General features: G+C 67.7%; 19 protein-coding genes and 2 tRNA genes. 20 read left to right on the forward strand and 1 reads right to left on the reverse strand.

The genetic code is table 11. The features are described from left to right. The first annotated feature begins 171 nt into the window (after window positions 1-171). The 15 genes from VF584_25165 (at window position 172) to VF584_25235 (ending at window position 14499) form a co-directional block, all read left to right on the forward strand. The gene (locus VF584_25165; GenBank protein HEX8213491.1) at window positions 172-1743 is read left to right on the forward strand and encodes a hypothetical protein; all 1572 of its coding nucleotides are present in this window, start codon (window positions 172-174) and stop codon (window positions 1741-1743) included. Continuing rightward, window positions 1740-2333, forward strand: a complete 594-nt coding sequence (locus VF584_25170) for a hypothetical protein (protein HEX8213492.1) — start codon at window positions 1740-1742, stop codon at window positions 2331-2333. The genes VF584_25165 and VF584_25170 overlap by 4 nt, the downstream gene beginning before the upstream one ends. A 383-nt stretch (window positions 2334-2716) precedes the next feature. After that, window positions 2717-3952: an imidazolonepropionase gene (hutI, locus tag VF584_25175; GenBank protein ID HEX8213493.1), complete on the forward strand. Its 1236-nt coding sequence runs from the start codon at window positions 2717-2719 to the stop codon at window positions 3950-3952. Between the two features lie 555 nt (window positions 3953-4507). After that, window positions 4508-6622 (forward strand): tetratricopeptide repeat protein, encoded by a 2115-nt coding sequence (locus VF584_25180; GenBank protein ID HEX8213494.1) that lies wholly within the window; start codon window positions 4508-4510, stop codon window positions 6620-6622. 63 nt (window positions 6623-6685) lie between these two features. Beyond that, window positions 6686-7675: a polyprenyl synthetase family protein gene (locus tag VF584_25185; GenBank protein HEX8213495.1), complete on the forward strand. Its 990-nt coding sequence runs from the start codon at window positions 6686-6688 to the stop codon at window positions 7673-7675. A 73-nt stretch (window positions 7676-7748) separates the two neighbouring features. Further along, entirely contained in the window at window positions 7749-8024 is a 276-nt protein-coding gene (locus VF584_25190) for a hypothetical protein (GenBank protein ID HEX8213496.1), read from the forward strand. A 170-nt stretch (window positions 8025-8194) separates the two neighbouring features. Further along, window positions 8195-8839: a YigZ family protein gene (locus VF584_25195; protein ID HEX8213497.1), complete on the forward strand. Its 645-nt coding sequence runs from the start codon at window positions 8195-8197 to the stop codon at window positions 8837-8839. 162 nt (window positions 8840-9001) lie between these two features. Then, a complete protein-coding gene (locus VF584_25200; protein HEX8213498.1) occupies window positions 9002-9370 on the forward strand; it encodes a Minf_1886 family protein in 369 nt (122 codons plus the stop codon). 92 nt (window positions 9371-9462) lie between these two features. Beyond that, a complete protein-coding gene (locus VF584_25205) occupies window positions 9463-9660 on the forward strand; it encodes a hypothetical protein (protein ID HEX8213499.1) in 198 nt (65 codons plus the stop codon). A 24-nt stretch (window positions 9661-9684) separates the two neighbouring features. Next, window positions 9685-11208: an NAD(P)H-hydrate dehydratase gene (locus tag VF584_25210; GenBank protein HEX8213500.1), complete on the forward strand. Its 1524-nt coding sequence runs from the start codon at window positions 9685-9687 to the stop codon at window positions 11206-11208. A 339-nt stretch (window positions 11209-11547) separates the two neighbouring features. Continuing rightward, window positions 11548-12825 (forward strand): phosphopyruvate hydratase, encoded by a 1278-nt coding sequence (eno, locus tag VF584_25215; protein ID HEX8213501.1) that lies wholly within the window; start codon window positions 11548-11550, stop codon window positions 12823-12825. Then, on the forward strand, window positions 12816-13136 hold the full coding sequence (locus tag VF584_25220; protein HEX8213502.1) for a septum formation initiator family protein: 321 nt from the start codon (window positions 12816-12818) through the stop codon (window positions 13134-13136). Before eno ends, VF584_25220 begins: the two co-directional genes overlap by 10 nt. A gap of 37 nt (window positions 13137-13173) precedes the next feature. After that, window positions 13174-13247 (forward strand) — tRNA-Met (locus VF584_25225). A 44-nt stretch (window positions 13248-13291) separates the two neighbouring features. Further along, window positions 13292-13365 (forward strand) — tRNA-Met (locus VF584_25230). A gap of 717 nt (window positions 13366-14082) precedes the next feature. Beyond that, window positions 14083-14499 carry a PDZ domain-containing protein gene (locus tag VF584_25235; protein HEX8213503.1) on the forward strand — a complete coding sequence of 139 codons (417 nt, stop codon included), beginning with the start codon at window positions 14083-14085 and terminating at the stop codon, window positions 14497-14499. Between the two features lie 181 nt (window positions 14500-14680). Here the strand turns inward: VF584_25235 and VF584_25240 are convergent, their stop codons facing one another. After that, window positions 14681-14938 carry a hypothetical protein gene (locus tag VF584_25240; GenBank protein ID HEX8213504.1) on the reverse strand — a complete coding sequence of 86 codons (258 nt, stop codon included), beginning with the start codon at window positions 14936-14938 and terminating at the stop codon, window positions 14681-14683. A gap of 393 nt (window positions 14939-15331) precedes the next feature. Here VF584_25240 and VF584_25245 point away from each other — a divergent pair, with 393 nt between their 5' ends. The 5 genes from VF584_25245 (at window position 15332) to lysA (ending at window position 20552) form a co-directional block, all read left to right on the forward strand. Next, window positions 15332-15514: a hypothetical protein gene (locus tag VF584_25245; protein ID HEX8213505.1), complete on the forward strand. Its 183-nt coding sequence runs from the start codon at window positions 15332-15334 to the stop codon at window positions 15512-15514. A gap of 167 nt (window positions 15515-15681) precedes the next feature. Beyond that, on the forward strand, window positions 15682-15999 hold the full coding sequence (locus VF584_25250) for an SWIM zinc finger family protein (GenBank protein ID HEX8213506.1): 318 nt from the start codon (window positions 15682-15684) through the stop codon (window positions 15997-15999). 51 nt (window positions 16000-16050) lie between these two features. Continuing rightward, window positions 16051-17334 carry a histidine--tRNA ligase gene (gene hisS / locus VF584_25255; GenBank protein HEX8213507.1) on the forward strand — a complete coding sequence of 428 codons (1284 nt, stop codon included), beginning with the start codon at window positions 16051-16053 and terminating at the stop codon, window positions 17332-17334. A gap of 165 nt (window positions 17335-17499) precedes the next feature. After that, window positions 17500-18996: a proline--tRNA ligase gene (gene proS / locus VF584_25260; protein ID HEX8213508.1), complete on the forward strand. Its 1497-nt coding sequence runs from the start codon at window positions 17500-17502 to the stop codon at window positions 18994-18996. 275 nt (window positions 18997-19271) lie between these two features. Beyond that, complete coding sequence (gene lysA, locus VF584_25265; protein HEX8213509.1) at window positions 19272-20552, forward strand: diaminopimelate decarboxylase; 1281 nt, start codon at window positions 19272-19274, stop codon at window positions 20550-20552. Window positions 20553-20723: the final 171 nt, after the last annotated feature.

A 20723-nucleotide genomic window follows, 5' to 3' on the forward strand; every position in this document is an offset into this window, starting at 1 on the left:
TGCAGTCTCAGCCGGCATGCCTGATACGACACTCTTTACACCCAGTGGGATGACGATTACCTTCGCCACCGATGTACCTCGTGATCGGCAACCCAGTCATCGTCTTCGCTGAACTGCCGATCTGTCCTTTTTGACCAATTTCATGGCGCCGGCTAGCCCACTGGAGAAAATGTGAATTCGACCCACTTGGGGTATATCGTCGCAGTGATCACCGTGAGTGTCGGGATCATCGTGTATTGGCACCTGAAGTGGTCTGCGCGACGGCGCATCGGGTCGGATACATTCGAGACGTTTTTTCTCGCTGGAGGCAGGGTCGGTCGTACTTTGACGGCTCATAACAGCTGGGGGCTGGGCTTTTCCTTTGCGAACGCTATATGGTACTTCGCATTTCTTGGGTACTATTTTGGCCCCTGGATCTTCCTCCTCCAACTCCCATGGGTGTTCTCTGTGGGTTGTCTCGCTCTTTTGTTCCGCAAGTACGTTCGGGCGAGCCAGTTCGGGACTGTCCACGGGTTTATCAGTCACCACTTTGGTGCGCGCGCCGCGCTCGTGGCAGCTGGCGCAACACTGACCGGCTACGTTCTTAACAGTGGATTCGAAATGTTCTATTCTGCGCATTTGTTATCAGTAGCATTTGGAATTCAGTATATGGAGCTTATAATCGCATTTCTCATCGCTGTCTTTGTGGCCGCTTACTGCACGTCAGGGGGGTACTACGCGAGTATCGTCACTGATCGGTATCAAAATATCCTCGGCACCATTGCACTCGGTTTGTTGATAATTATGCTGATGCCAAGCTTCGTTGAAATTAACGGCAACTGGTCGGCATTCACAACACAGGCGCAGTTTTCCTCTCCGCCATGGCATTTCGTCCTCGGCGTCTCCGTATTCGCGTTTTTCTTCAACTTTGTGGATATGGCGAATTGGCAGTCGCTTGCCGCCAATAGAGATCTGCCCACATCGCGCTTCCGTGGGGTTCAAGTCGGCCTGCTTTTCTCGGCATCAGTTCAGTTAATAGTGCCCGCGTTTGCGGGAGTGTGGCTTGGTGTAATGCTCAAAGTTATGAACAGCCAACTTGCTGATGACGAACTTATTCAATTCGCTTTCGCGAAAGCATTCCAAAACTTGGGCCCGCTAACAGGGCTCGTTTTGGGGATAGTTGTCTTTGGGTTCCTTTCGCTCACCCTGTCTAGTTCCGGGAGCTATGTGGTTGCGGCCATGCAGACCCTTTCTCTCGATATGTTCAAACGCCGGGAAGCGGCGATTTATCAGGACCCTAAAACCGACGCAACTACGCGGTCACTCGTGGAACGCGACGTACTTGATTGGGCGAAACGGAACGTGATCGCGGTGTGCTTAGCGATGGTCGCGACGTTCTCCACACTCTACTACGGCCTCAGATACTTTGAGTCGGCAGCAATCGTTTTTCAGTTCCAGTTCGTGATGTATGGCGCGGCAGTCACCCTCGCCCCAGTGGTCTTGGCTAAGCTCGTCCACAGTTCGGAAGCCGCTTCAGTCACTAACCACTCAGCGGGTTTGTTATCCATCGCTCTCGGGTTGCTCTTCGTAATCGTACCATTTGCTATCGCTGCATTCTTCTGGAACACGCTACCACTTCAAGCTGTGAGGCGCATTGTTCCGTTTTCGCTGGCACCTGATGCGATCATCAATCTTACCCCTCTGTTAGGGCTGATTGCCGCACTGTTCAGTTATCTGTTCCTACGCGGGAGATCACCAGCATGAGAGTGCCGATCTTAGTCAACCTTCTGGTTCGCGTTGCCCTTAGCGCTGTTGTCGCGAAAGCTACTAAGGAGGGAATCCCAGAGTTAAATTTTTCTGGTGTGTTCAACGTGTTTCAACTCTGCTTTTTGTTGTCACTTACTGTGGTTCCTTTGCCTTGGGCATCACTTACTCTCGCCCAACAGATCTCTGAGAAGCACGCACGACTAATCCGCGAGGCAGAAGCGTTTTCAGTAAAGAGGGCAGGATTGTCGAGCAAAGTAGGGGTCGATTTTATCAACGGGATAGAAGGAACAATCGTTGATCGCTGTCTGGTTACGAGATCGCTAGCGGTTTTCGCAGCTAAAAAGAAGGACAAAATACAAGAAGGGCTCTACAAGAGCCTCGTGCCTGTGTTCCTCGTGTGTTCGCTCGTGTTGCTTGCTTCAATCGTAATACGGAAATGGAATCCAACCATTCACCCTGCACACGAGGCGGAACTATTCGTTTCTCTCACCCAAGCCTACATCAGCGCCGTGAGTTTCATCTGGACCATGGGTACTCTTTATGGCGAAGTCGATTCACATCGAGAGGTGATGAGGTCGGCCTTGTGAAATTCACAGTCTGTTGACCACGATTCCCCGTAAGCCGGCGGCAGATTACCTGAATACCTTCGCTGCCCCTCTATCTGAGGACGGGAGAGTCATCTTGAATGTTCGAGAGTGGAGGGGTGAGACGGCGCCACGCCGTCCTCCCCAGCGCTGGCGCTGGGGAGGATAAGCGTTTGTACTTTACCTTGAGTTTGCCTGGCATTGGCGTCGCTACGACGAGGGTAACGGATACCCATCATCAACCTAGGGAGGAGCCGTTCTCCTTTTCGATGGGTGCCACGTAAACCACCACTTGAAGCGGTTTTAGGTGGGAAAGAAGGCAGATTGGTCCACGAAATGCAACCAGACGCAGTGTGAAAATTCAGCCGAGGACTCTGACCCTCTTCGTGCGCGCTGCCGAAGTTGCCGCCTGCTCCGGTCCGCCGCGCCAGGCAGACGACGCGGACCCCGCTGCCACCCTCCGCGGTGCCGCAGTCGCGGTGGCGGGCGGGCGGATCGCGGAGGTGGGTCCGGAGGCGGAGCTTCGCTCGCGCTACCCCGGCGCGGTGGAGGTGGACTGCGCGGGCGGCACGCTGACGCCGGGGCTGGTGGACTCGCACACGCACGCCGTCTTCGGCCGCTGGCGCACGGAGGAGTACGCGCTCCGATGCCAGGGCGTGCCGTACATGGAGATCGCGCGGCGCGGCGGCGGCATCAACGCCTCCGTGCGCGACCTCCGCTCCCGCAGCGAGGACGAGCTGGTGGAGCTCGCCCTCCCGCGCCTGCGCGACCTCCTGGCGAACGGGATCACGACCGCCGAGGTGAAGAGCGGCTACGGGCTGTCCACGGAAGACGAGCTGAAGACGCTGCGCGCCATCCGCCGCCTGGCCTCCATGCAGCCGATCGAGCTGGTGCCGACTTTTCTCGGTGCGCACGAAGTGCCGCCTGAGTACCGCGAGCGCCGCGACGCCTACGTCGATCTGCTGGTGGAGGAGATGATCCCGGCGGTGGCGGAGGCGGATCTGGCGCGCTTCTGCGACGTGTTCATGGAGCCCGGCGTCTTCGACCGCGCCCAGAGCGAGCGGATCCTGCGCGCGGGCCTCGACCACGGCCTGCGCCCCAAGATCCACGCGGACGAGCTGGAGGGGAGCGGGGGTGCGGAACTGGCCGTGGAGCTGGGCGCCGCATCCGCCGACCACCTGGGCGACGTATCGGAAGCGGGGATCGCGGCGCTGGCCGGGTCGCGCACGGTGGCGACGCTTCTCCCGGCCACGCTCTTCTTCCTGGGCCGTCCGAAGTTCGCCCCCGCACGCACATTGCTGGACGCCGGCGCCACGGTGGCGCTGGCGACGGACTTCAACCCGGGTTCTTCGCCAACGCCGAGCCTTCCATTCGTGATGACGGCGGCGTGCTCGCGCATGGGGATGTCGCCCGCCGAGTCGCTCCGCGCCGCCACCGCCGGCGGCGCCGCCGCGCTGGAGCTGACGGATGGCCGCGGCACGCTGACCCCCGGTGCTCCCGCGGACCTGGTGCTCTGGCGCTGCGGGTCGGCGGGGGAGATCCCGTACCGGCTGGCGACGCCGGTGGTGGCGGGGGTGTGGAAGGCGGGGGTGCGGGTGGTGGGAGGGGAAGAAGTGCGTTAGTGCGTGAGTGCGTGAGTGCGGGGTGAGTCCGGCGGTTGAAACCGCTGCAACAACCGCGGGAAGCCTGCCTTCGCAGGCTCCGGGGGGCGGGATTGGTGCGGGGCGGTGGGCATTGGCGCCGCAACGCCGGGGGATAAATCCCCCGGCTGGAACGACGGGAAGGCGGCTGAAGCCGCCTGGAGAAGCGCGGCGTTGGACCGGAGTCCGCGGAGGCGGACTTCGTGTGGTTACAGCGGCGAATTCATTTGCCTGGAAGCCGGCTACGGCACGGTCCCATGGCACGGGCAGACACGTGGGTCTGCCCTACGGGATCTGCACGTCACGCAAAGGTCGAGGGGTGGGCGCGATGAATCGCGCCCCTACGGTGCGGCGGCGGCGCGGGGATTATGGGATACGGACGGATCTCCTCCCCGAGTCCGCGCAGGCGGACTTTGTGCTGTTGTTGCAGCGAGTTCACTCGCCACAGCCCCTCAGTTGGCAAACCCTTGCGCCGCGCGCTATCTTCGCCGGTCACACGTACTACGCTTCGTGGCAGGAGTCTCCCGCCCCAAACTCATGGCGAACATCGGAAAGCTGAGGGACCAGGCTCGCGCCTATGAGCAGCGGGACCAGTGGCGCGAGGCCATCGGCGCGTACCGCCAGATCCTGGAGAGCCCCGAGGGCGGCGAAGTCGACATCGCCCTGTGGAACCGCATCGGCGACATGCACCTCCGCCTCAACGAGACGGACAGGGCGGTGGAGGCGTACGAGGCGGCCGTCAGCGCGTACGTGGAGGTGGGGCTGTACAACAACGCCATCGCGCTCTGCCGAAAGATCCTGCGGCTGGTGCCGGGGCGCATCAACACATATCGCCGCCTGGGGCAGATCAGCGCGGCCAAAGGGTTTCTGGCGGACGCGCGCCAGAACTTCCTAGAGTACGCGGACCGGATGCGCCGCGCTGGGAAGCTCAAGGAGTCGTTCGAAGGGCTCAAGGAGTTCGCCGACCTTTCACCCGACGACACCGAGGTCCGCCGCCTCCTGGCCGATCAGCTCCTGGCGCACGGCGAGCGCAACGAGGCGGTGGTGCAGCTGCGCACGCTGCTCGGACCGCTCCTCCGCCTCGGCGACGCGGAAGCCGCCGATGCAGTGCGCGCGCAGATCCGCGAGATCGACGCCCTTGCCAGCACCGAGCCGTTGGCGCAGGCCACCGAGGCCGCCGCGTCCGACGACTTCGGCGTGTACGACACCGGCAACGTCCAGGTCGCCGAACCCGCCGCTCCCGAGCCGCCCGCCCGCGCCGATACGCCCGCCGGCTTCGAAATCGGCGCCGCCATCGACGCGGATGACGGGCCGGTGGAGCTGCCGTCGATCGAGGGGCTGGAGGTCTCGATGGACTTCAGCCGCCCGGACGCCGCGCCCGCGCCGGTGCAGGAAGAGCCGCGCGAGGAGGAAGACGACCTCCCCCTGCTCGACTTCGACGCCGCGCCCGACCCGGCCGCGTACGGCGAGGTCAGCCTCGATGTACCGGACGAGCAGGACGGCGAGCCGCTTCCCCTGATCGACGACGAGGACGAGGACGCGCTCCCGATGCTCGACATGGGGAGCGACTTCGGGGCGGTGGAGCTGCCGACGTTCGAGCCGGAGCCCGCGCCGCCCGTGCGCGACCGGCTGGAGCAGCTCCGCTCGCGCGTGGCCACGAATCCAGAGGACGCAGAAGCGCGCGACGCGCTGATCGACCTCCTCCACGAGCGCGGGGCGCACGACGAGGTGCCGCGCATCCTGGACGAGGCACACCGCGCGCTCGCCGCGCACGGGCTTTTTGGCGAGGCGGTGGGGCCGATCTCGCAGCTGATCCGCCTCAACCCCGGCGAGGGGCACCTCCTGCAGAAGCGGGTGGAGTACGCCTTCAGGTCCGGCGATCGCTCGGCGATGGTGGATGGGTACCTGGCGCTCGCCCGCTTCTTTGAGACGGGCGGCTCGCGCGACAAGGCGCGCGCCGTCTACGGGCGGGTGCTGGAGATCGAGGCGTACAACCCCGAAGCCCGCGGCGCGCTGGAGGCAATGGACGACGCCGCGCGCCGCGCCCGGACCGCCGCGCCTCCACCCCCGCCTCCTCCTCCGCCGCCCCCGTCCGCCCCCGCGAACGAGTACGTGGACCTGGGCGCGCTCATCCTGGGTGACGACGACGAGCGTGCACCGACTACGCGCTTCATCGTCGAGGAAAAGGAGCCCACGGGCGACGAGGATCGTGACTTCGCGGACATGCTGGCCCACTTCCGCCAAAAGGTCGCGGAGAACATCGAGGCCGAGGACTCCGCCAGCCACTACGACCTGGGGCTCGCCTTCAAGGAGATGGGGCTGATCGACGAGGCGATCGCCGAGTTCCAGGTGGCGCTGCGCGGCGGGGCCAACCCGCTGGCCACGCTGGAGGTGCTGGGGCAGTGCTTCGTCGAGAAGGCGCAGTACCCGGTCGCGACCCGCGTGCTGGAGCGCGCCCTGCGCCTTCCCAGCGTGGCCGACGCGGAGCTGGTGGGCGTGCTCTACCTCCTCGGCCGCAGCCATGAGGCGCTTGGGAACTCCGCGCAGGCGGTGGAGCTGTACGAGCGCGTCCTCTCGGTGGACATCCGCTTTCGCGACGCGGCGGGGCGCGCGGATGCGCTGCGTGGCGCCGGGCGGGCGCCGGGTTTTTGACACCACCGTGCGCCGCGGTTAGGTTGCCGCGTTCCGGCAGGTAAATCCAGGGCTCACACAGGCATGACGCTGCGCACGGCACCGCCCCGCCTTTCCGACGTCCAGGCCCCCATCCGCGAACGGCTCGACGCCGTGGTGGACGAGATCCGGCGCATCGTCGTCTCGGACTTCGCTCCCGTGGAGGAGGTCAACGCGTACCTCGCCAAGATCCGCGGGAAGCTCTTCCGCCCGGGGCTCCTCCTGCTGTGCGACGAGCTGGAGGGGCGTCCCTCCGAGCGCGCCGAGACGCTGGCGGCCATCGTGGAGCTGGTGCACCTGGCCACGCTGGTGCACGACGACGCGGTGGACCACTCGGTGCTGCGCCGCGGGATGCCCACGGTCAACGCCCTCTGGAGCCACCAGGTCGCCATCATCATGGGCGACTACCTGTACTCGCGCTCCATCACCGAGATCACGCGGCTGGGCGAGATCGAGCCGATCCGCGTCCTGGCCGACGCGGCCAACGCGATGACGGTGGGGGAGATGCGGCAGCTCTCCTCGCACGACGCGCTGGACTTCAGCGAGGCGGACTACTACCGGCTCATCGACAGCAAGACGGCCTCGCTGATGGCGGCCGCGTGCGAGCTGGGCGCGCTCACGGGCGCCCCGGAGCACCGCGAGCAGCTTCGCACGTTTGGGCGTGAGCTGGGGCTCGCCTTCCAGATCGCGGACGACCTGCTGGACTACACGGCCGACTCGGAGCAGACCGGGAAGCCGAGCGGGCTGGACCTGCGCGAGCACAAGGTGACGCTGCCGCTGATCGCCACTCTGCCGCGGCTCTCCGCGGCGGAGCAGGGCGACGTGGAGGAGCTCTTCGGCGCCGCGGAGCCCACCGACGAGCAGATCGCGCGGGTGGTGGAGTTGGTGGGCGCGCACGGCGGGCTGGACTACGCGCGCCAGGCGGCGCTGGAGTGCGCGGCGCGCGCGGAGGAGGCGCTGGAGGGGCTGCCGGAGGGTCCCGCGCTCGACGCGCTGCGGGCGAGCATCGCCCACGCGGTGGAGCGGCGCCGTTGACGGCACCGCATTTGCCAGCGTGGGCGCGGGGTCCGAGTGGTGCAACCGTTCACGGGGGTCGGGGAGAGGTGAGATGAACGTGGTGACACGCCGGCGCGCGGGGCGCCTGCTCCTGGTGGTGCTGATGGGGATGATCCTGGGAGCGCTCCTCTCGGAGCTGGTCGTCCGCTTCACGCCGGACAGCACGGCGCGAACCTTTTTCACCACCTCCGTATCGGCCGCCTTCGGGCCGCTGGTGGTGGACCTGGTGGCGTTCGGCATCACGCTCGGGCCCGTGGTGTTCCGCCTCGACTTCATGAGCGTGCTGGGCGTGCTCGTGGTTGCCCTCGCGGCGCGCACCTGGCTGTAGCGCCTCGCCAGGCTTGATCTTTCAGGAAGCGCGCGAGCCACGGTTCGCGCGCTTCCTGTTTCACGGAACTGCATTTCTCACACAGAGACACAGAGGAAACCGAGAGAAAAGCAGGAGGGAGTCTCTGTGCCCTTGTAGTCCACTCTGCGTCTCTGTGTGATGCTTTTCTCATGGCCGCTGACTCGTTCCTGACCCTAGCGGGCGAAGGCGTGGCGCAGACCCGCGTCAAAGGCTCCACCTTTTTCGCGCTGGCGGCGCCCGCGGCGGACGAGGCGGAGGCCCGCGCGCGTCTGGCGGCGCGCGAGCGCGAGATGTGGGACGCCACGCACCACTGCAACGCGTGGAGGATGCGAGGCGGGACCCACCGCGCCAACGACGCGGGGGAGCCCTCCGGGAGCGCCGGCGCGCCGATCCTGGCCGCCATCGACGGCGCGGGGGTGACGGACTGCATCGTGATCGTCACCCGCTACTACGGCGGCACCAAGCTGGGCGTGGGCGGACTGGTGCGCGCCTACGGTGACGCGGCCGCCGAGGCGCTCGCCGCCGCGCCGCGCCGCGTGGGGACCGTCGCTGTGCGCCTCACCCTGCGCTATCCGTACGAGCACACCTCAGCGGTGATGCGGGCGCTGGAACGGGCCGGCGCCGCGGAGGTGGAGCACGGTTATGCCCCCGAGGGGAACGCGGGGACGGTGGAGATGAGCGTCCCCGCGGGGGCGGAAGCCACGCTCCGCGAAGAGCTTACGGAGACCACCGCGGGCGTCGTCGCGCCCCTCGTCGTAGGACAGGGTGTGCTCTTTCGGAACGCGGGCAGTTGAGCGGCGTATTCATCTGACGTTCCTGCGGACGGCGGCCATTCCACCGCCGCCCGCCGCCGTGCGGGGAGGCCCCGCCCGTTCCGCCGGCCGCGCCCGCGTCCGCCACGGCATCGCCCTGAGGGAGAGTCGCGCATGGAGGGATCCGTGTTGGCGGAACCCATCATGGACCGCTTGCGGAAGCAATTCCCGGCGTACCACGACACCGCTTACCTCTTCGTCCTCGCCGCCCTCCACTTCACCATCGAGCGGGTGGGGGAGGCGCGCCACATCAGCGGCCGCGAGCTGGCCGAGGGGTGCCGCGACCTGGCGCTGGAGCGATACGGCCTCATGGCCCGCCACGTCCTGGAGTTCTGGGGGATCCGCGGCACGCGCGACTTCGGCGAGATCGTCTTCGCCCTGGTGGAGTGCGGCGTCCTGGTGAAGCAGGACGGCGACTCTCCCGGGGAGTTCGATGGGGTGTTCTGCTTCGCGGAAGCCTTTGAGAACAACTATCCGTGGCGTCCCTGCCGCTCCCTTCTGGCCGCGTCGTAGCCTGGAACAGGCCTTGCGGCGCGATTTCCGCCCGCCTGGGGCGGGGTCGGCGCCGGTGGAGAGGGGGTAAACGCAAGGGGAGGGGGTGCGCCATGCCGGACGTTCGCGAGTATCCGCAGTGCCAGAAGTGCAACGCAGGTCTGCTGCTTCCTCTGTCCGACTACGGCCGCGACGGCGCGCCGATCACCTACAAGGCCTGGGTCTGCACGAACCCGGAGTGCGGCTTCAACATCCGCATTGACAACGGCGAGATCAGCTTCGGCCGCACCATCGGCCAGAGCTACAAGTAGCGCAGCCCGCCCGCCTCCTCATACATGCCCACACCCTTCTTCGCCGGCGTGCGCGTCCCCGTGCTCGCCGCGGACGAGATGCGCGCGTGGGATGCGCACTCCATCCGCCAGATCGGGATCGCCGAAGCGGTGCTGATGGAAAGCGCGGGCCGCTCCGTCGCCGCCATCGTGCAGCGCCTCTGCCCCGCGGGACGGGTGGTTGCGGTCGTCGGCGCCGGCAACAACGGCGGCGATGCGCTGGTCGTCGCGCGCACGCTACGCGCGTGGGGGCGCGAGGTGGTGGCCGTCGCCGTGGGCAAGCGCCCGCCCGACCTCTCGCTCCTGCACGGCTGGGAGATGGAAATCCGCCCCGCGGGCCAGCTGTCTGCCGCGCTGTCCGGGGCCGCCGTGGTGGTGGATGGGCTGCTCGGCACCGGCGCGCGCGGTGCTCCCCGCGAGCCCGAAGCCGCCGCCATCGACGCGATCGGGCGCAGCGGCGTCCCCGTCGTGGCGCTGGACGGTCCTTCGGGGGTCGATCTGACCACCGGCGCCGCGCCTGGACCCGCGATTCGCGCCGCCGTCACCGTCACCTTTGGCGCTCCCAAGCGCGGCCTCCTCCTCTTTCCCGGCCGTGAGCACGCGGGACGGATCGTGGCGTTGGAGGTCGGATTCGCACCGCTTGCCGAGGCGGGCGCGGAGCTGATTACTCCTGGCTGGTCCGCGCATCATCTCCCTGCCGTTCCGGCCAACGCGCACAAGGGCGGAATGGGGCGCGTCCTGATCGTGGCGGGGCGGCGGGGGATGGCGGGCGCGGCGGTGCTCGCGGGGATGGGTGCGCTGCGGGCGGGTGCGGGCTACGCGATCCTGGTCTCGCCCGACGACAACCGCGCGATCATCCAGGGCTCGCTCCCCGAAGCCCTCTTCCTCGACCGCGCCTCTCTCCCCGACGGCTTCGCGGAGGTTGATGCCGTGGTCGCGGGCCCGGGGATGGGCACCGATGACGACTCGCTCGCCCTCCTGCGCCGTCTCGGCCGCGGCGCGGCGCCCTTCCTCCTCGACGCCGACGCCCTCACCCTCCTCGCGCGGAACCCCGCGCTCCGGGACGAGATCGAGCGACCGCTCCTCCTGACGCCGCACCCGGGCGAGATGGGGCGCCTCCTGGACCGCCCCATCTCCGCCATCACCGCCGACCCGTTCGCCGCCGCCGCCGAAGCCGCCGAGCGCTTCCGCTGCACAATGCTGCTCAAGGGCTCCCCCTCGCTCGTCGCGGAAACGGGCTCGCCGACGCTGGTCAACGTCGCGGGGCATTCCGGCATCGCCACGGGCGGCATGGGCGACGTGCTGAGCGGAATCGCGGGCGCCCTCGTCGCAGTCGGTGCCGCCCCGCGCGAGGCGGCCGCGCTGGCCCTCTTCCACGCCGGCCGCGCCGCCGAGATCGCGGGCCGCGGCAGGGGCCTGATCCCGCGCGACGTGGCCGAAGCGTTGCCGTCCGCGTTGTGCGACAGGCCTGCGGAAACCAGCGACCTTGGCCTGCCGGGAATCACGTTGGATCTGCCGCCGGCGCGGTAACGCGGAAGCCGGCGGGGAGGCAGGCACGGGCAGCCACGTGGGGCGGCCCCGACGAGGTTTCGGTGTGGAGGGACAAGGATCGAAGTCGGGGCGAGGGAGGGCAGACACGCAGGTCTGCCTTTACCGGTGACGGTGGGATGGGCGGTGGTCGAGGTGAGGGTTAGGGTGGGCGCGATAGATCGCGCCCCTACGAGTCGGTGCGGGAGCCTGCCGTTCCGAGAGGGGGCAGCGAGGAACGAGCGGGGGTGAGGGCCCGCCTCCGTTGACAGCTTGCACCGCCGTCCCTACGTTCCGCCGCGCTTCCCGAAGACCATTCCAGCAGAACCACTTCCGGCATCCATGGCGACCATCCAGAAGATCCGCGCGCGGGAGATCCTCGACTCGCGCGGCAACCCGACCGTCGAGGCCGACGTCGTGCTTTCCTCCGGGGCATTCGGGCGCGCGGCGGTGCCCAGCGGCGCATCCACCGGCGAGCACGAGGCCGTGGAGCTGCGCGACGGCGACAAGGGGCGGTACCTGGGGAAGGGCGTGCGCGGCGCCGTCGGCAACGTGAACGGCGAGATCGCGGAGGCGCTTCACGGGATGGACGCCTACGACCAGACCGGGATCGACCGCGCGATGATCGCGCTGGACGACACGCCAAACAAGGGCCGCCTGGGCGCCAACGCGCTGCTGGCCGTCTCGCTGGCCGCCGCGCGCGCCGCCGCGGCCGAGTGCAGACTCCCGCTCTACCGCTACCTGGGCGGTCCGCTGGCCAACATCCTCCCCGTGCCGATGATGAACATCCTCAACGGCGGGGCGCACGCGGCCAACAACGTGGACTTCCAGGAGTTCATGGTGATGCCGGTGGGGGCCAACTCGTTCTCCGAAGGGCTGCGCATGGGGACGGAGATCTTCCACGCGCTCAAAAAGGTGCTGACGACCCAGAAGAAGTCGACCGGCGTGGGCGACGAGGGCGGCTTCGCGCCGGACCTGGCGAGCAACGAGGAAGCGCTGGACGTGATCCTCACCGCGATCGAGCAGGCCGGCTACAGGGCCGGCGACGACGTGGTGCTCGCGCTGGACGTGGCCGCATCCGAGCTCCATCGTGATGGCGCCTACGTCTTCCACAAGTCGACCAACGAGCGCCGCACCTCGCAGGAGATGGTGAGCTTCTACGCGGAGTGGGCCGAGCGCTACCCCATCCGCTCCATCGAGGACGCGCTCGACGAGAACGATTGGGACGGGTGGAAGCTGCTGACCGACGCCATCGGCAAGAAGGCGCAGCTGGTGGGCGACGACCTCTTCGTCACCAACACCGAGCGGCTGGCGCGGGGGATCGAGCAGGGGATCGCCAACTGCATCCTCATCAAGGTCAACCAGATCGGTACCCTCACCGAGACGCTTGAGGCGATCGAGATGGCGCGCGGTGCCGGCTACCGCGCCGTCATGAGCCACCGCTCGGGCGAGACGGAGGACACCTTCATCGCCGATCTGGCGGTGGCGACGGGGGTGGGGCAGATCAAGACGGGGAGCGCGTCGCGCACGGACCGGGTGGCCAAGTACAACCAGCTCCTCCGCATCGAGGAAGAGCTGGGCTCCGCCGCCCGCTACCCCGGCAGGACGCTGTGGCGCTGAGCCCGCGCGCGGCGCGCCGCCTGCTGGCCGGAGGCGCGCTCGCGGTGGCCGGATACTACGCCCTCTGGGGGGGCGAGTACTCCGCGTGGGACCTGGTGCGCCTGCGCCGCGAGCGCGTCGCCGCCGAGGAGCAGCTCGCCGCCACGCGCGCCGGGGTGGACTCGCTCCGCCAGCTTTCCGTGCGGCTGGAGCGGCAGGACTCGGCGGTGGAGCGCATCGCGCGGGAGCGCTTCGGGATGATCCGCGACGGCGAGCTGCTGTACCGCTTCGTCCCCGTGGACTCGGCCGCGAAGGCACCCGCGGGGCCTTGACGATCCAGCCCTTCGACAGTACATTGGGTGCACTGATCGCGGGGTGGAGCAGCCTGGTAGCTCGTCGGGCTCATAACCCGAAGGTCGCGGGTTCAAATCCCGCCCCCGCTATGCCCGACCGGAGGGCCGGTCCTCACGGACCGGCCCTTCGCAGTGGCAGGGTAGCTCAGCTGGTTAGAGCGTACGACTCATAATCGTAAGGTCGGGGGTTCGAGTCCCCCCCCTGCTACTTATATCGAAAAGCCGCCTCCTTCCCGGGGGCGGCTTTCGTGCTTCTGGCAGCTGCTCTGATAACGAAATCGTTGGCAACACGCATGCACGGCGGTACCTTTTGCAGCAGACACGCCGGGTACTCTGAGTCCTCGATGGAGGAACCATGCGATCGCATCCAGGCATGAAGCTGATGTTCCAAAAGTGCGCGGTTTCGGCTGTAGCGGTCTTCGCTGCTTCGGCCTGTGCGTCAGCTGGACGGAGTGTCGGCGCGGAGTGTGTGGCGGTAGTGCGCAACAACACGACCCGCCCGGTGGACGCATACACCACCGGTGGCGTGTTCCTGGCCACGGTTCCACCCGGTTCCCGAGTCATCCCGCTGCAGGCCCGCACCGCGCTTTTGTTTCGTGTCTCTGCCGAGTCGGACCCTGACCGGAAATTTCTCGGCTTCGGTGACAGGCGGAGTCGGGGACGAGTCAACTACGAGATGCGGTGTCCCTCCGCGCAGTGACATAACGGCGCCGGGATTTCCGCGGTGGGGCAGGGGGCACACACACCGTCCGCCGTTGCAGACGCGACTCATCAACGAACAGCTTGCCTCGGCTCCCCGCGCGAGGACGAGCTCGTCTCGATGTTCGGGAAGTCAGTTCGGACGCAACGCGTGCGCGTTGACGCTCGACCTGTGCGGCCGCCCTCTCCACCTCCACCCCGAACCCGGTAACAGCGTACGAATTCAGTGGTATTCATCAGCGCCGCCCTGCTCGTCACCGCATCGGCGTCGCTGCACGCGCAGACGGGAGGTGCTCCCCACGTGTCGGGCGTGGCGATATCGGACGACTCGGTGGTAAGCTCACCTTCGCCAGTGCCCGCGACGACGGGGCTGGGGCTGAGTGTGAGGCCTCAGCCGCTCGCGAGCGGTGGCTTCCGGTGGGCGGACTACCCACTGGTGCATGAGGTGTATGCCGGCACCCCCGCGGCGCGCCTCGGAATTCGCCAGGGAGACCGGATCCTTTCGGCCAATGGCGTGGACGCCCGCGAGCCGAGAGCCACGCGCATCACGCACGTGGGCCAGCGCTTCGCCCTCCGCATCCGCCGGGGGAGCAAGGTGCGCAAGTACACCCTCGTCATCGTTCCCAACCCACCGGCGCGCTGACTAGGCTTCCTTCCTGAACGAGCGAGGCCCCCGCGATGTTCAGATCGCGGGGGCCTCTGCCGTTGCCGGGGGCGAGAAATCATCACACAGACGGAACTGCAAGCCACAAAGAATTCCTCTTCTGTTCTCTCCGTACCCTCTGTGTCTCAGTGTGAGATGCTGTTCCGCTCAGATGCCGTTCTCAGACCGCCGGGATCTCCGCGACCTCCGCCGGGGCCATCTTCCCCAGCACGCGCTCCATCGCCATGGTGTGGCTGCACACGCGGTGGTGCGAGAAGTAGTCGCAGTCGCAGCGCCAGTGCCCGTCCGTGAACTCCACCTGGTGGTTGCCGTTGTTGCCGTCGATCGCCGCGCGGAGGCTCTCGAAGTGGATCCGCTCGGGCTCCGATGCGTACTGCTTGGCCTTCTGGATCTTGTTGATCATTCCGGAATCGAGCATCCCGACCTCCCTGGGTGGATGATACAGAAAACGCCTCGCAGCATGCAGGCTACGGGGCGTTCCGGATGGAGCGTCGTTGGGGCGCGGCTTCGCTGTGCGGATCGCAAATCTTCATGGACCCACCTCCTTCGGACCGCGACACGTGCGAAAGGGCGCGGCGATCCAGCCGCTCCCCTCCAGTCCAGCGCTCTGAAGCGAACGTAAGGCCGCCGCGCGGTACGCGCAACACCCCCGGTTCAGCCCCGCGGCGCGCCGTCCACTCCCCGCGATTTCCGCTCCCGCCAGGCGTCCGCCGGGATTGCCGTGACGCGCCGGTATCCCGTTGTGGGAACACCTCTTGCGTTCCCGGCGCATCTCATTCGCCAGGCAGGAACTTCGCGATCAGGAGGAACGATGTCGGGATTGAAGGAAGGGCACCAGCAGGGCGGCGGCGTCACCACGGGCAACACGCCCAAGGGAACCCACGACGACAAGCCGAACACCCCCTCGACCTCGGGGACGAACCGCGACGCGGACACGTCAGGCGAGTCCAAGAACCAGGGCCACAGCCACCCCCGCCCCTCCGGCGCGGACTGAGCTGAAGGGCGTTGGAGGGGGTCCACGGGAGGCCGGCGGCAGTCTGCGCCGGCCTCCTGCGTACTGTGGAGATCTTGGCGAAAACCGGCATTTTACCGAAACTCACAGCCCGCCGCGGGGTATCAGGTGATGTAGGCAAGGTTGCACGCCTGAGCCCAGGAGGGACGATGACGCGTTCGCTGATCGACATCCCGCGCGCCGGCGGGGTGGACCTGTCGCGCCTGGAGCGCGGGGTCGGGCTGGAGGTGATGGGCGTTGGGCCGGGGCGCTACGCGGTGCGCGGCGGCAGCGAGCCGCACTGGGTGGACCTGCGCACGCCCAACCACCCCCGCTGCGACTGTGGCGACCACCTGTGGCGCGAGCAGATTTGCAAGCACATCCTCGCCGCGCTGCTGCGCGAGGGAGACGAGCGCGTGATCCGGGCAGTCGGGCAGCTCGTGACCGCGCTGCGCAGTGCCGCGGTGACCGCCAAGCGCGCCGCGTAAAGACCCGCCACCGGTTGCTGCGGGCGCACGCCACGCGGTAGATTCCGCCCCATGTCGAACTTCAACGCACTCCCCGGTTTCCGGGACTTCTTCCCCGACGACCTCGCCGTCCGCACCCACGTGATGCGCGCGTGGCGCGACGTGGCGCGCCGCTACGGCTTCCAGGAGTACGACGGCCCTCCGCTGGAGCCGCTCGAGCTGTACACGGAGAAGAGCGGGCCCGAAATCGTGCAGCAGCTCTACAACTTCACCGACAAGGGCGGCCGCGAGATCACGCTGCGCCCCGAGATGACGCCGACGCTCGCGCGGATGGCGGGCGCGCGCGCGGGTGGCTTCCGCAAGCCGATGAAGTGGTTCTCGGTGCCGCAGCTCTTCCGCTACGAACGGCAGCAGCGCGGGCGGCTCCGCGAGCACTTCCAGCTCAACTTCGACATCATCGGCGAAGAGGACGTCGCCGCCGACGCCGAGCTCCTGGCCGCGGCCATCGACATCCTGCGCACGCTGGGTTTGACGGCGCAGGACTTCGTCGCGCGCGTCTCGGACCGGCGCCTGTTGCGCGCCCTGTTGCTGGACGCGGGCGTGCCGGAGGACCAGCTCACCCTGGCGTACAACATCGTCGACAAGCTGGAGCGCGACACCCCCGAGGCCATCGCCGCGCGCCTCACGGGCGAGGCCGGCGTGTCGGGTGACGTGGCGGTGGCGGTGCTCGCCATCTTCCAGCACACGGACTTCGCGGGTGTGACGCAGGAGTACGGCGGCCGCCCGGGAATCGCGCTGGAGCTGGAGCGGATGGAGCGCTACTTCGGCTTTCTGCGCGACATGGGGCTGGGCGACTTCGTGCGCTTCGACCTGACGGTGGTGCGTGGGCTGGCATACTACACGGGACTCGTCTTCGAGCTGTTCGACACGCGCGGCGAGCTGCGCGCCATCTGCGGCGGCGGGCGCTACGACGACCTCCTGAAGCGCATCGCGGGGGTGGACCTTCCCGCCCTCGGCTTCGGCATGGGCGACGTGGTGCTGACGGAGCTCCTCCGCGACCGCAAGCTCCTTCCCGATCCCAAGCCGGTGCTGGACTTCTACCTGGCCGCGGCCGGGCCGGAGCAGCGCGGCGCCGTGCTCGTCCTGGCGCACCAGCTTCGCGACTCGGGGCACTCGGTGGAGTATTCGTTCGTGGAGGCGGGGCGCAACCGGCAGTTCAAGAACGCCTCCGCCCTCAACGCCCGTCGCGTCGCCTGGCTCGGCCCGGACGAGGTCGCCGCCGGCGAAGCCCTGGTGCGCGACACCGGCAGCGGCGAGGAGCGCCGCGTCCCCCTGGCCGAACTCGCCCGACCGTAGAAGGGCCTCACACAGAGACACAGAGAAGACAGCAAGAACGGAGTAAAGATTTCTATTCTCCTTTCCGTTTCCTCTGTGCCTCTGTGTGAGACCGCAGTTCTTTGGGATCTCGTTTACCTGAACAATCACGGACCGCGGGCGGGGTCCTTTTTTGACGAAACCGACATGGCAGACGACAAGAAGCTGACGACGCAGGCGGAGGATTTCAGCGCCTGGTACAACGAGGTGGTGCTCAAGGCCGAGCTGGCGGACTATTCGCCGGTGCGCGGGTGCATGGTGATCCGCCCCTATGGCTACCGGCTGTGGGAGCTGATGCGGGACCGGCTCGACCATCGCTTCAAGGAGACGGGGCACCAGAACGCGTACTTCCCGCTCTTCATCCCGCAGAGCTTTCTGGCACGCGAGGCGGAGCACGTGGAAGGGTTCGCCAAGGAGGCGGCCATCGTCACCCACACGCGCCTCAAGGCCGTGGAGGGCGGCGGGCTGATCCCAGACCCAGACAGCAAGCTGGAGGAGCCGCTGATCGTGCGCCCCACTTCGGAGACCATCATCTACGAGATGTTCTCCAAGTGGGTGCAGAGCTACCGCGACCTGCCGCTCCTCTACAACCAGTGGGCGAACGTGGTGCGGTGGGAGATGAGGACTCGCCTCTTCCTGCGCACCACCGAGTTCCTGTGGCAGGAGGGGCACACCGCGCACGCCACGCACGACGAAGCGGAGGCCGAGGCGCTCCAGATGCTCGGCGTGTACCGCGAGTTCATGGAGGAGTACCTCGCCATGCCCGTGGTCGTGGGCCAGAAGAGCGAGTCGGAGCGGTTCGCGGGGGCGCTGCGCACGTACACGTGCGAGGCGATGATGCGCGACAACAAGGCGCTGCAGAACGGCACCTCGCACAACCTGGCGCAGAACTTCTCCAAGCAGTTCGATCTCAAGTTCGCCACGGAGACGGGAGGCGAGGAGTTCGCCTGGAACACGTCCTGGGGGGTGAGCACGCGCATGGTGGGCGGCCTGGTGATGACGCACGGCGACGACGCCGGCCTGGTGATGCCGCCGCGGGTGGCGCCCATTCAGGTGGTCATCGTCCCCATCTACCGCAAGGACGAGGAGCGCGAGGTGGTGATGGCGAAAGCGCGCGAGCTGGCCGCGGCGCTCGCCCCCGCGCGCACGCACATCGACGCCCGCGAGAAGATGACGCCCGGCGCCAAGTTCTTTGAGTGGGAGCTCAAGGGCGTCCCCTTCCGCATCGAAGTGGGGCCCAAGGACATCGCCAAGGGGCAGGTGGTGCTCGCCCGCCGCGTGCTGGGCGAGGGCGACGAGCGCAAGCAGTTCCTCCCCGAGGCGGAGGTGACGGGCTCGATGCAGCAGCGGCTGGAGGAGTACCACACCTTTCTCTTCGAGCGCGCCCGCGCCCGCCGCGAGGCCAACTCGCACCGCGGCGTGACCGACTACGAGCAGTTCCGCGGGATCGTGGAGGGCGAGGGCGGCTTCGTGTACGCAGGCTGGTGCGGTTCGGCGGATTGCGAGGCGCGAGTCAAGGACGAGACCAAGGCAACCATCCGTTGCCTGCCGTTCGAGGAGTTCCGCTCGCCCACCCCGCCCACCGCGTGCCTCGCCTGCGGCGGCGAGGTGAAGCACGAAGCGGTGTGGGCGCGGGCGTACTAGCCCCCACCCCCGCTCGTCACCTCGCGGCCCCTCCCCCAATAACTACCCTGGGGGAGGGGCGTTTGGTGCATCGGTGCGGCGCGCGCGCGGCGCGGGGGCAAGGCCGAGCGCGCCGATTCCGCCCCCTCTCTCGATAACGGAGGCGCAGCCTCTCCTGTTATCGGGAGAGGGGGCAGCGAGGAACGAGCGGGGGTGAGGGCCCAGCCTTTTCCCACCGCCGCCCGCCGCATTATCTTCCTCGCTCCGCCGCCACCGCATCCCCGGACCGCACCGACATGGCTACCGCTGAACCCGCCACGCGCGTCGAAATGTTTCCCCGCCGCGACGGGGTGCTGCACTGCGAGGACGTACCCGCGAGCGAGCTGGTGGCGCGCTGGGGGACACCGCTGTACGTGTACAGCCAGAACGGCATCCGCGACCGCTTCCAGGAGCTGGACGAGGCGCTCGCCCCCGTGCCGCACCTGATCGCGTACTCGGTCAAGGCGAACGGCAACCTGGCGGTGCTCCGCACGCTGGCGGAGATGGGCGCGGGCGCGGACGTCGTCTCGGGCGGCGAGCTGCACCGTGCGCTCCTGGCCGGCATCCCCGGCGAGCGCATCGTCTACAGCGGGGTGGGGAAGACGGTCAACGAGCTCGCCGCGGCGCTCAAGGCGGGGATCTACGCCTTCAACGTGGAGAGCGAGGGCGAGCTGTGCGCCCTCAGCGACCTGGCGTGCGCCATGGGGACGCGCGCGCCGATCGCGCTGCGCGTGAACCCGGACATCGACACGCCCACGCCCCACGCGTACACGCGCACGGGGCACGCGGCCACCAAGTTCGGCATCGCGTACGAGCGGGCGCGCGACCTGTACTCCATCGCCGCCAAGATGCCCGGCATCCGGGTGCGCGGGGTGGACGTGCACATCGGCTCGCAGATCATGGAGGTGGGCCCCTTCGAGCGCGCGCTGACCCGCGTGCTGGACCTGGTGCACGCCCTCAAGCAGGACGACATCCCGCTCGAGTTCCTGGACCTGGGCGGCGGGCTGGGGATCGCGTACCAGGGCGAGGAGCGGATCACCGGCGCCGGCTTCGCCGAGTCGCTCCTCCCCGAGATCGCGGAGACGGGGCTGAAGCTGGTGGTGGAGCCGGGGCGCTTCATCGTGGGCGAGGCGGGTGTGCTGCTGACCCGCGTCATCTACGTGAAGGAGGGCGGTGGCAAGCGCTTCGTCATCACCGACGCGGGGATGAACGACCTGCTGCGCCCCAGCCACTACAGCGGATGGCACGCGGTGGAGCCGGCGGTGTCGCAGGGCCGCTCGACGGCGCGTGTGGACGTGGTGGGTCCCATCTGCGAGACGGGCGACTTCCTGGCACTGGACCGCGACATGGAGCTCCCCAAGCCCGGCGAGCTCCTGGCGATCCACACCGTGGGCGCGTACGGCTTCTCCATGAGCAGCCAGTACAACCAGCGCCCCCGCCCCGCCGAGGTGATGGTCGACGGCTCCGACGCGACCCTCGTGCGCCGCCGCGAGAACTACGAGGAGATGGTGGCGGCGGAATTGGATCTACAGGGCTAGCCCGGGCGAGTGAACTCGCTGCAACAAAAGCACAAAGTCCGCCTGCGCGGACTCCGGGTCGAATATCGTGCTACTCGAGCCCACTTCAGTGGGCTTCCCGTGGTTCCAGCCGGGGGCTTCAGCCCCCGGCGCGGAACGTCCTAGCCACAAAGAGCCCGCCCTCCGCATCGC

It is taken from the genome of Longimicrobium sp., assembly GCA_036389135.1.
In the GTDB taxonomy this organism is placed as follows: domain Bacteria; phylum Gemmatimonadota; class Gemmatimonadetes; order Longimicrobiales; family Longimicrobiaceae; genus Longimicrobium.

What these genes read in the sequence shown, in the direction of transcription:
- VF584_25190 (HEX8213496.1), top strand. Translation starts at nt 7,749, where the DNA reads ATGAACGTGGTGACACGCCGGCGCGCGGGGCGCCTGCTCCTGGTGGTG.
- proS (HEX8213508.1), top strand. Translation starts at nt 17,500, where the DNA reads ATGGCAGACGACAAGAAGCTGACGACGCAGGCGGAGGATTTCAGCGCC.
- VF584_25205 (HEX8213499.1), top strand. Translation starts at nt 9,463, where the DNA reads ATGCCGGACGTTCGCGAGTATCCGCAGTGCCAGAAGTGCAACGCAGGT.
- VF584_25200 (HEX8213498.1), top strand. Translation starts at nt 9,002, where the DNA reads ATGGACCGCTTGCGGAAGCAATTCCCGGCGTACCACGACACCGCTTAC.
- hisS (HEX8213507.1), top strand. Translation starts at nt 16,051, where the DNA reads ATGTCGAACTTCAACGCACTCCCCGGTTTCCGGGACTTCTTCCCCGAC.
- lysA (HEX8213509.1), top strand. Translation starts at nt 19,272, where the DNA reads ATGGCTACCGCTGAACCCGCCACGCGCGTCGAAATGTTTCCCCGCCGC.
- VF584_25170 (HEX8213492.1), top strand. Translation starts at nt 1,740, where the DNA reads ATGAGAGTGCCGATCTTAGTCAACCTTCTGGTTCGCGTTGCCCTTAGC.
- VF584_25185 (HEX8213495.1), top strand. Translation starts at nt 6,686, where the DNA reads ATGACGCTGCGCACGGCACCGCCCCGCCTTTCCGACGTCCAGGCCCCC.
- VF584_25245 (HEX8213505.1), top strand. Translation starts at nt 15,332, where the DNA reads ATGTCGGGATTGAAGGAAGGGCACCAGCAGGGCGGCGGCGTCACCACG.
- VF584_25250 (HEX8213506.1), top strand. Translation starts at nt 15,682, where the DNA reads ATGACGCGTTCGCTGATCGACATCCCGCGCGCCGGCGGGGTGGACCTG.
- VF584_25195 (HEX8213497.1), top strand. Translation starts at nt 8,195, where the DNA reads ATGGCCGCTGACTCGTTCCTGACCCTAGCGGGCGAAGGCGTGGCGCAG.
- VF584_25210 (HEX8213500.1), top strand. Translation starts at nt 9,685, where the DNA reads ATGCCCACACCCTTCTTCGCCGGCGTGCGCGTCCCCGTGCTCGCCGCG.
- VF584_25240 (HEX8213504.1), bottom strand. Translation starts at nt 14,938, where the DNA reads ATGCTCGATTCCGGAATGATCAACAAGATCCAGAAGGCCAAGCAGTAC.
- eno (HEX8213501.1), top strand. Translation starts at nt 11,548, where the DNA reads ATGGCGACCATCCAGAAGATCCGCGCGCGGGAGATCCTCGACTCGCGC.
- VF584_25180 (HEX8213494.1), top strand. Translation starts at nt 4,508, where the DNA reads ATGGCGAACATCGGAAAGCTGAGGGACCAGGCTCGCGCCTATGAGCAG.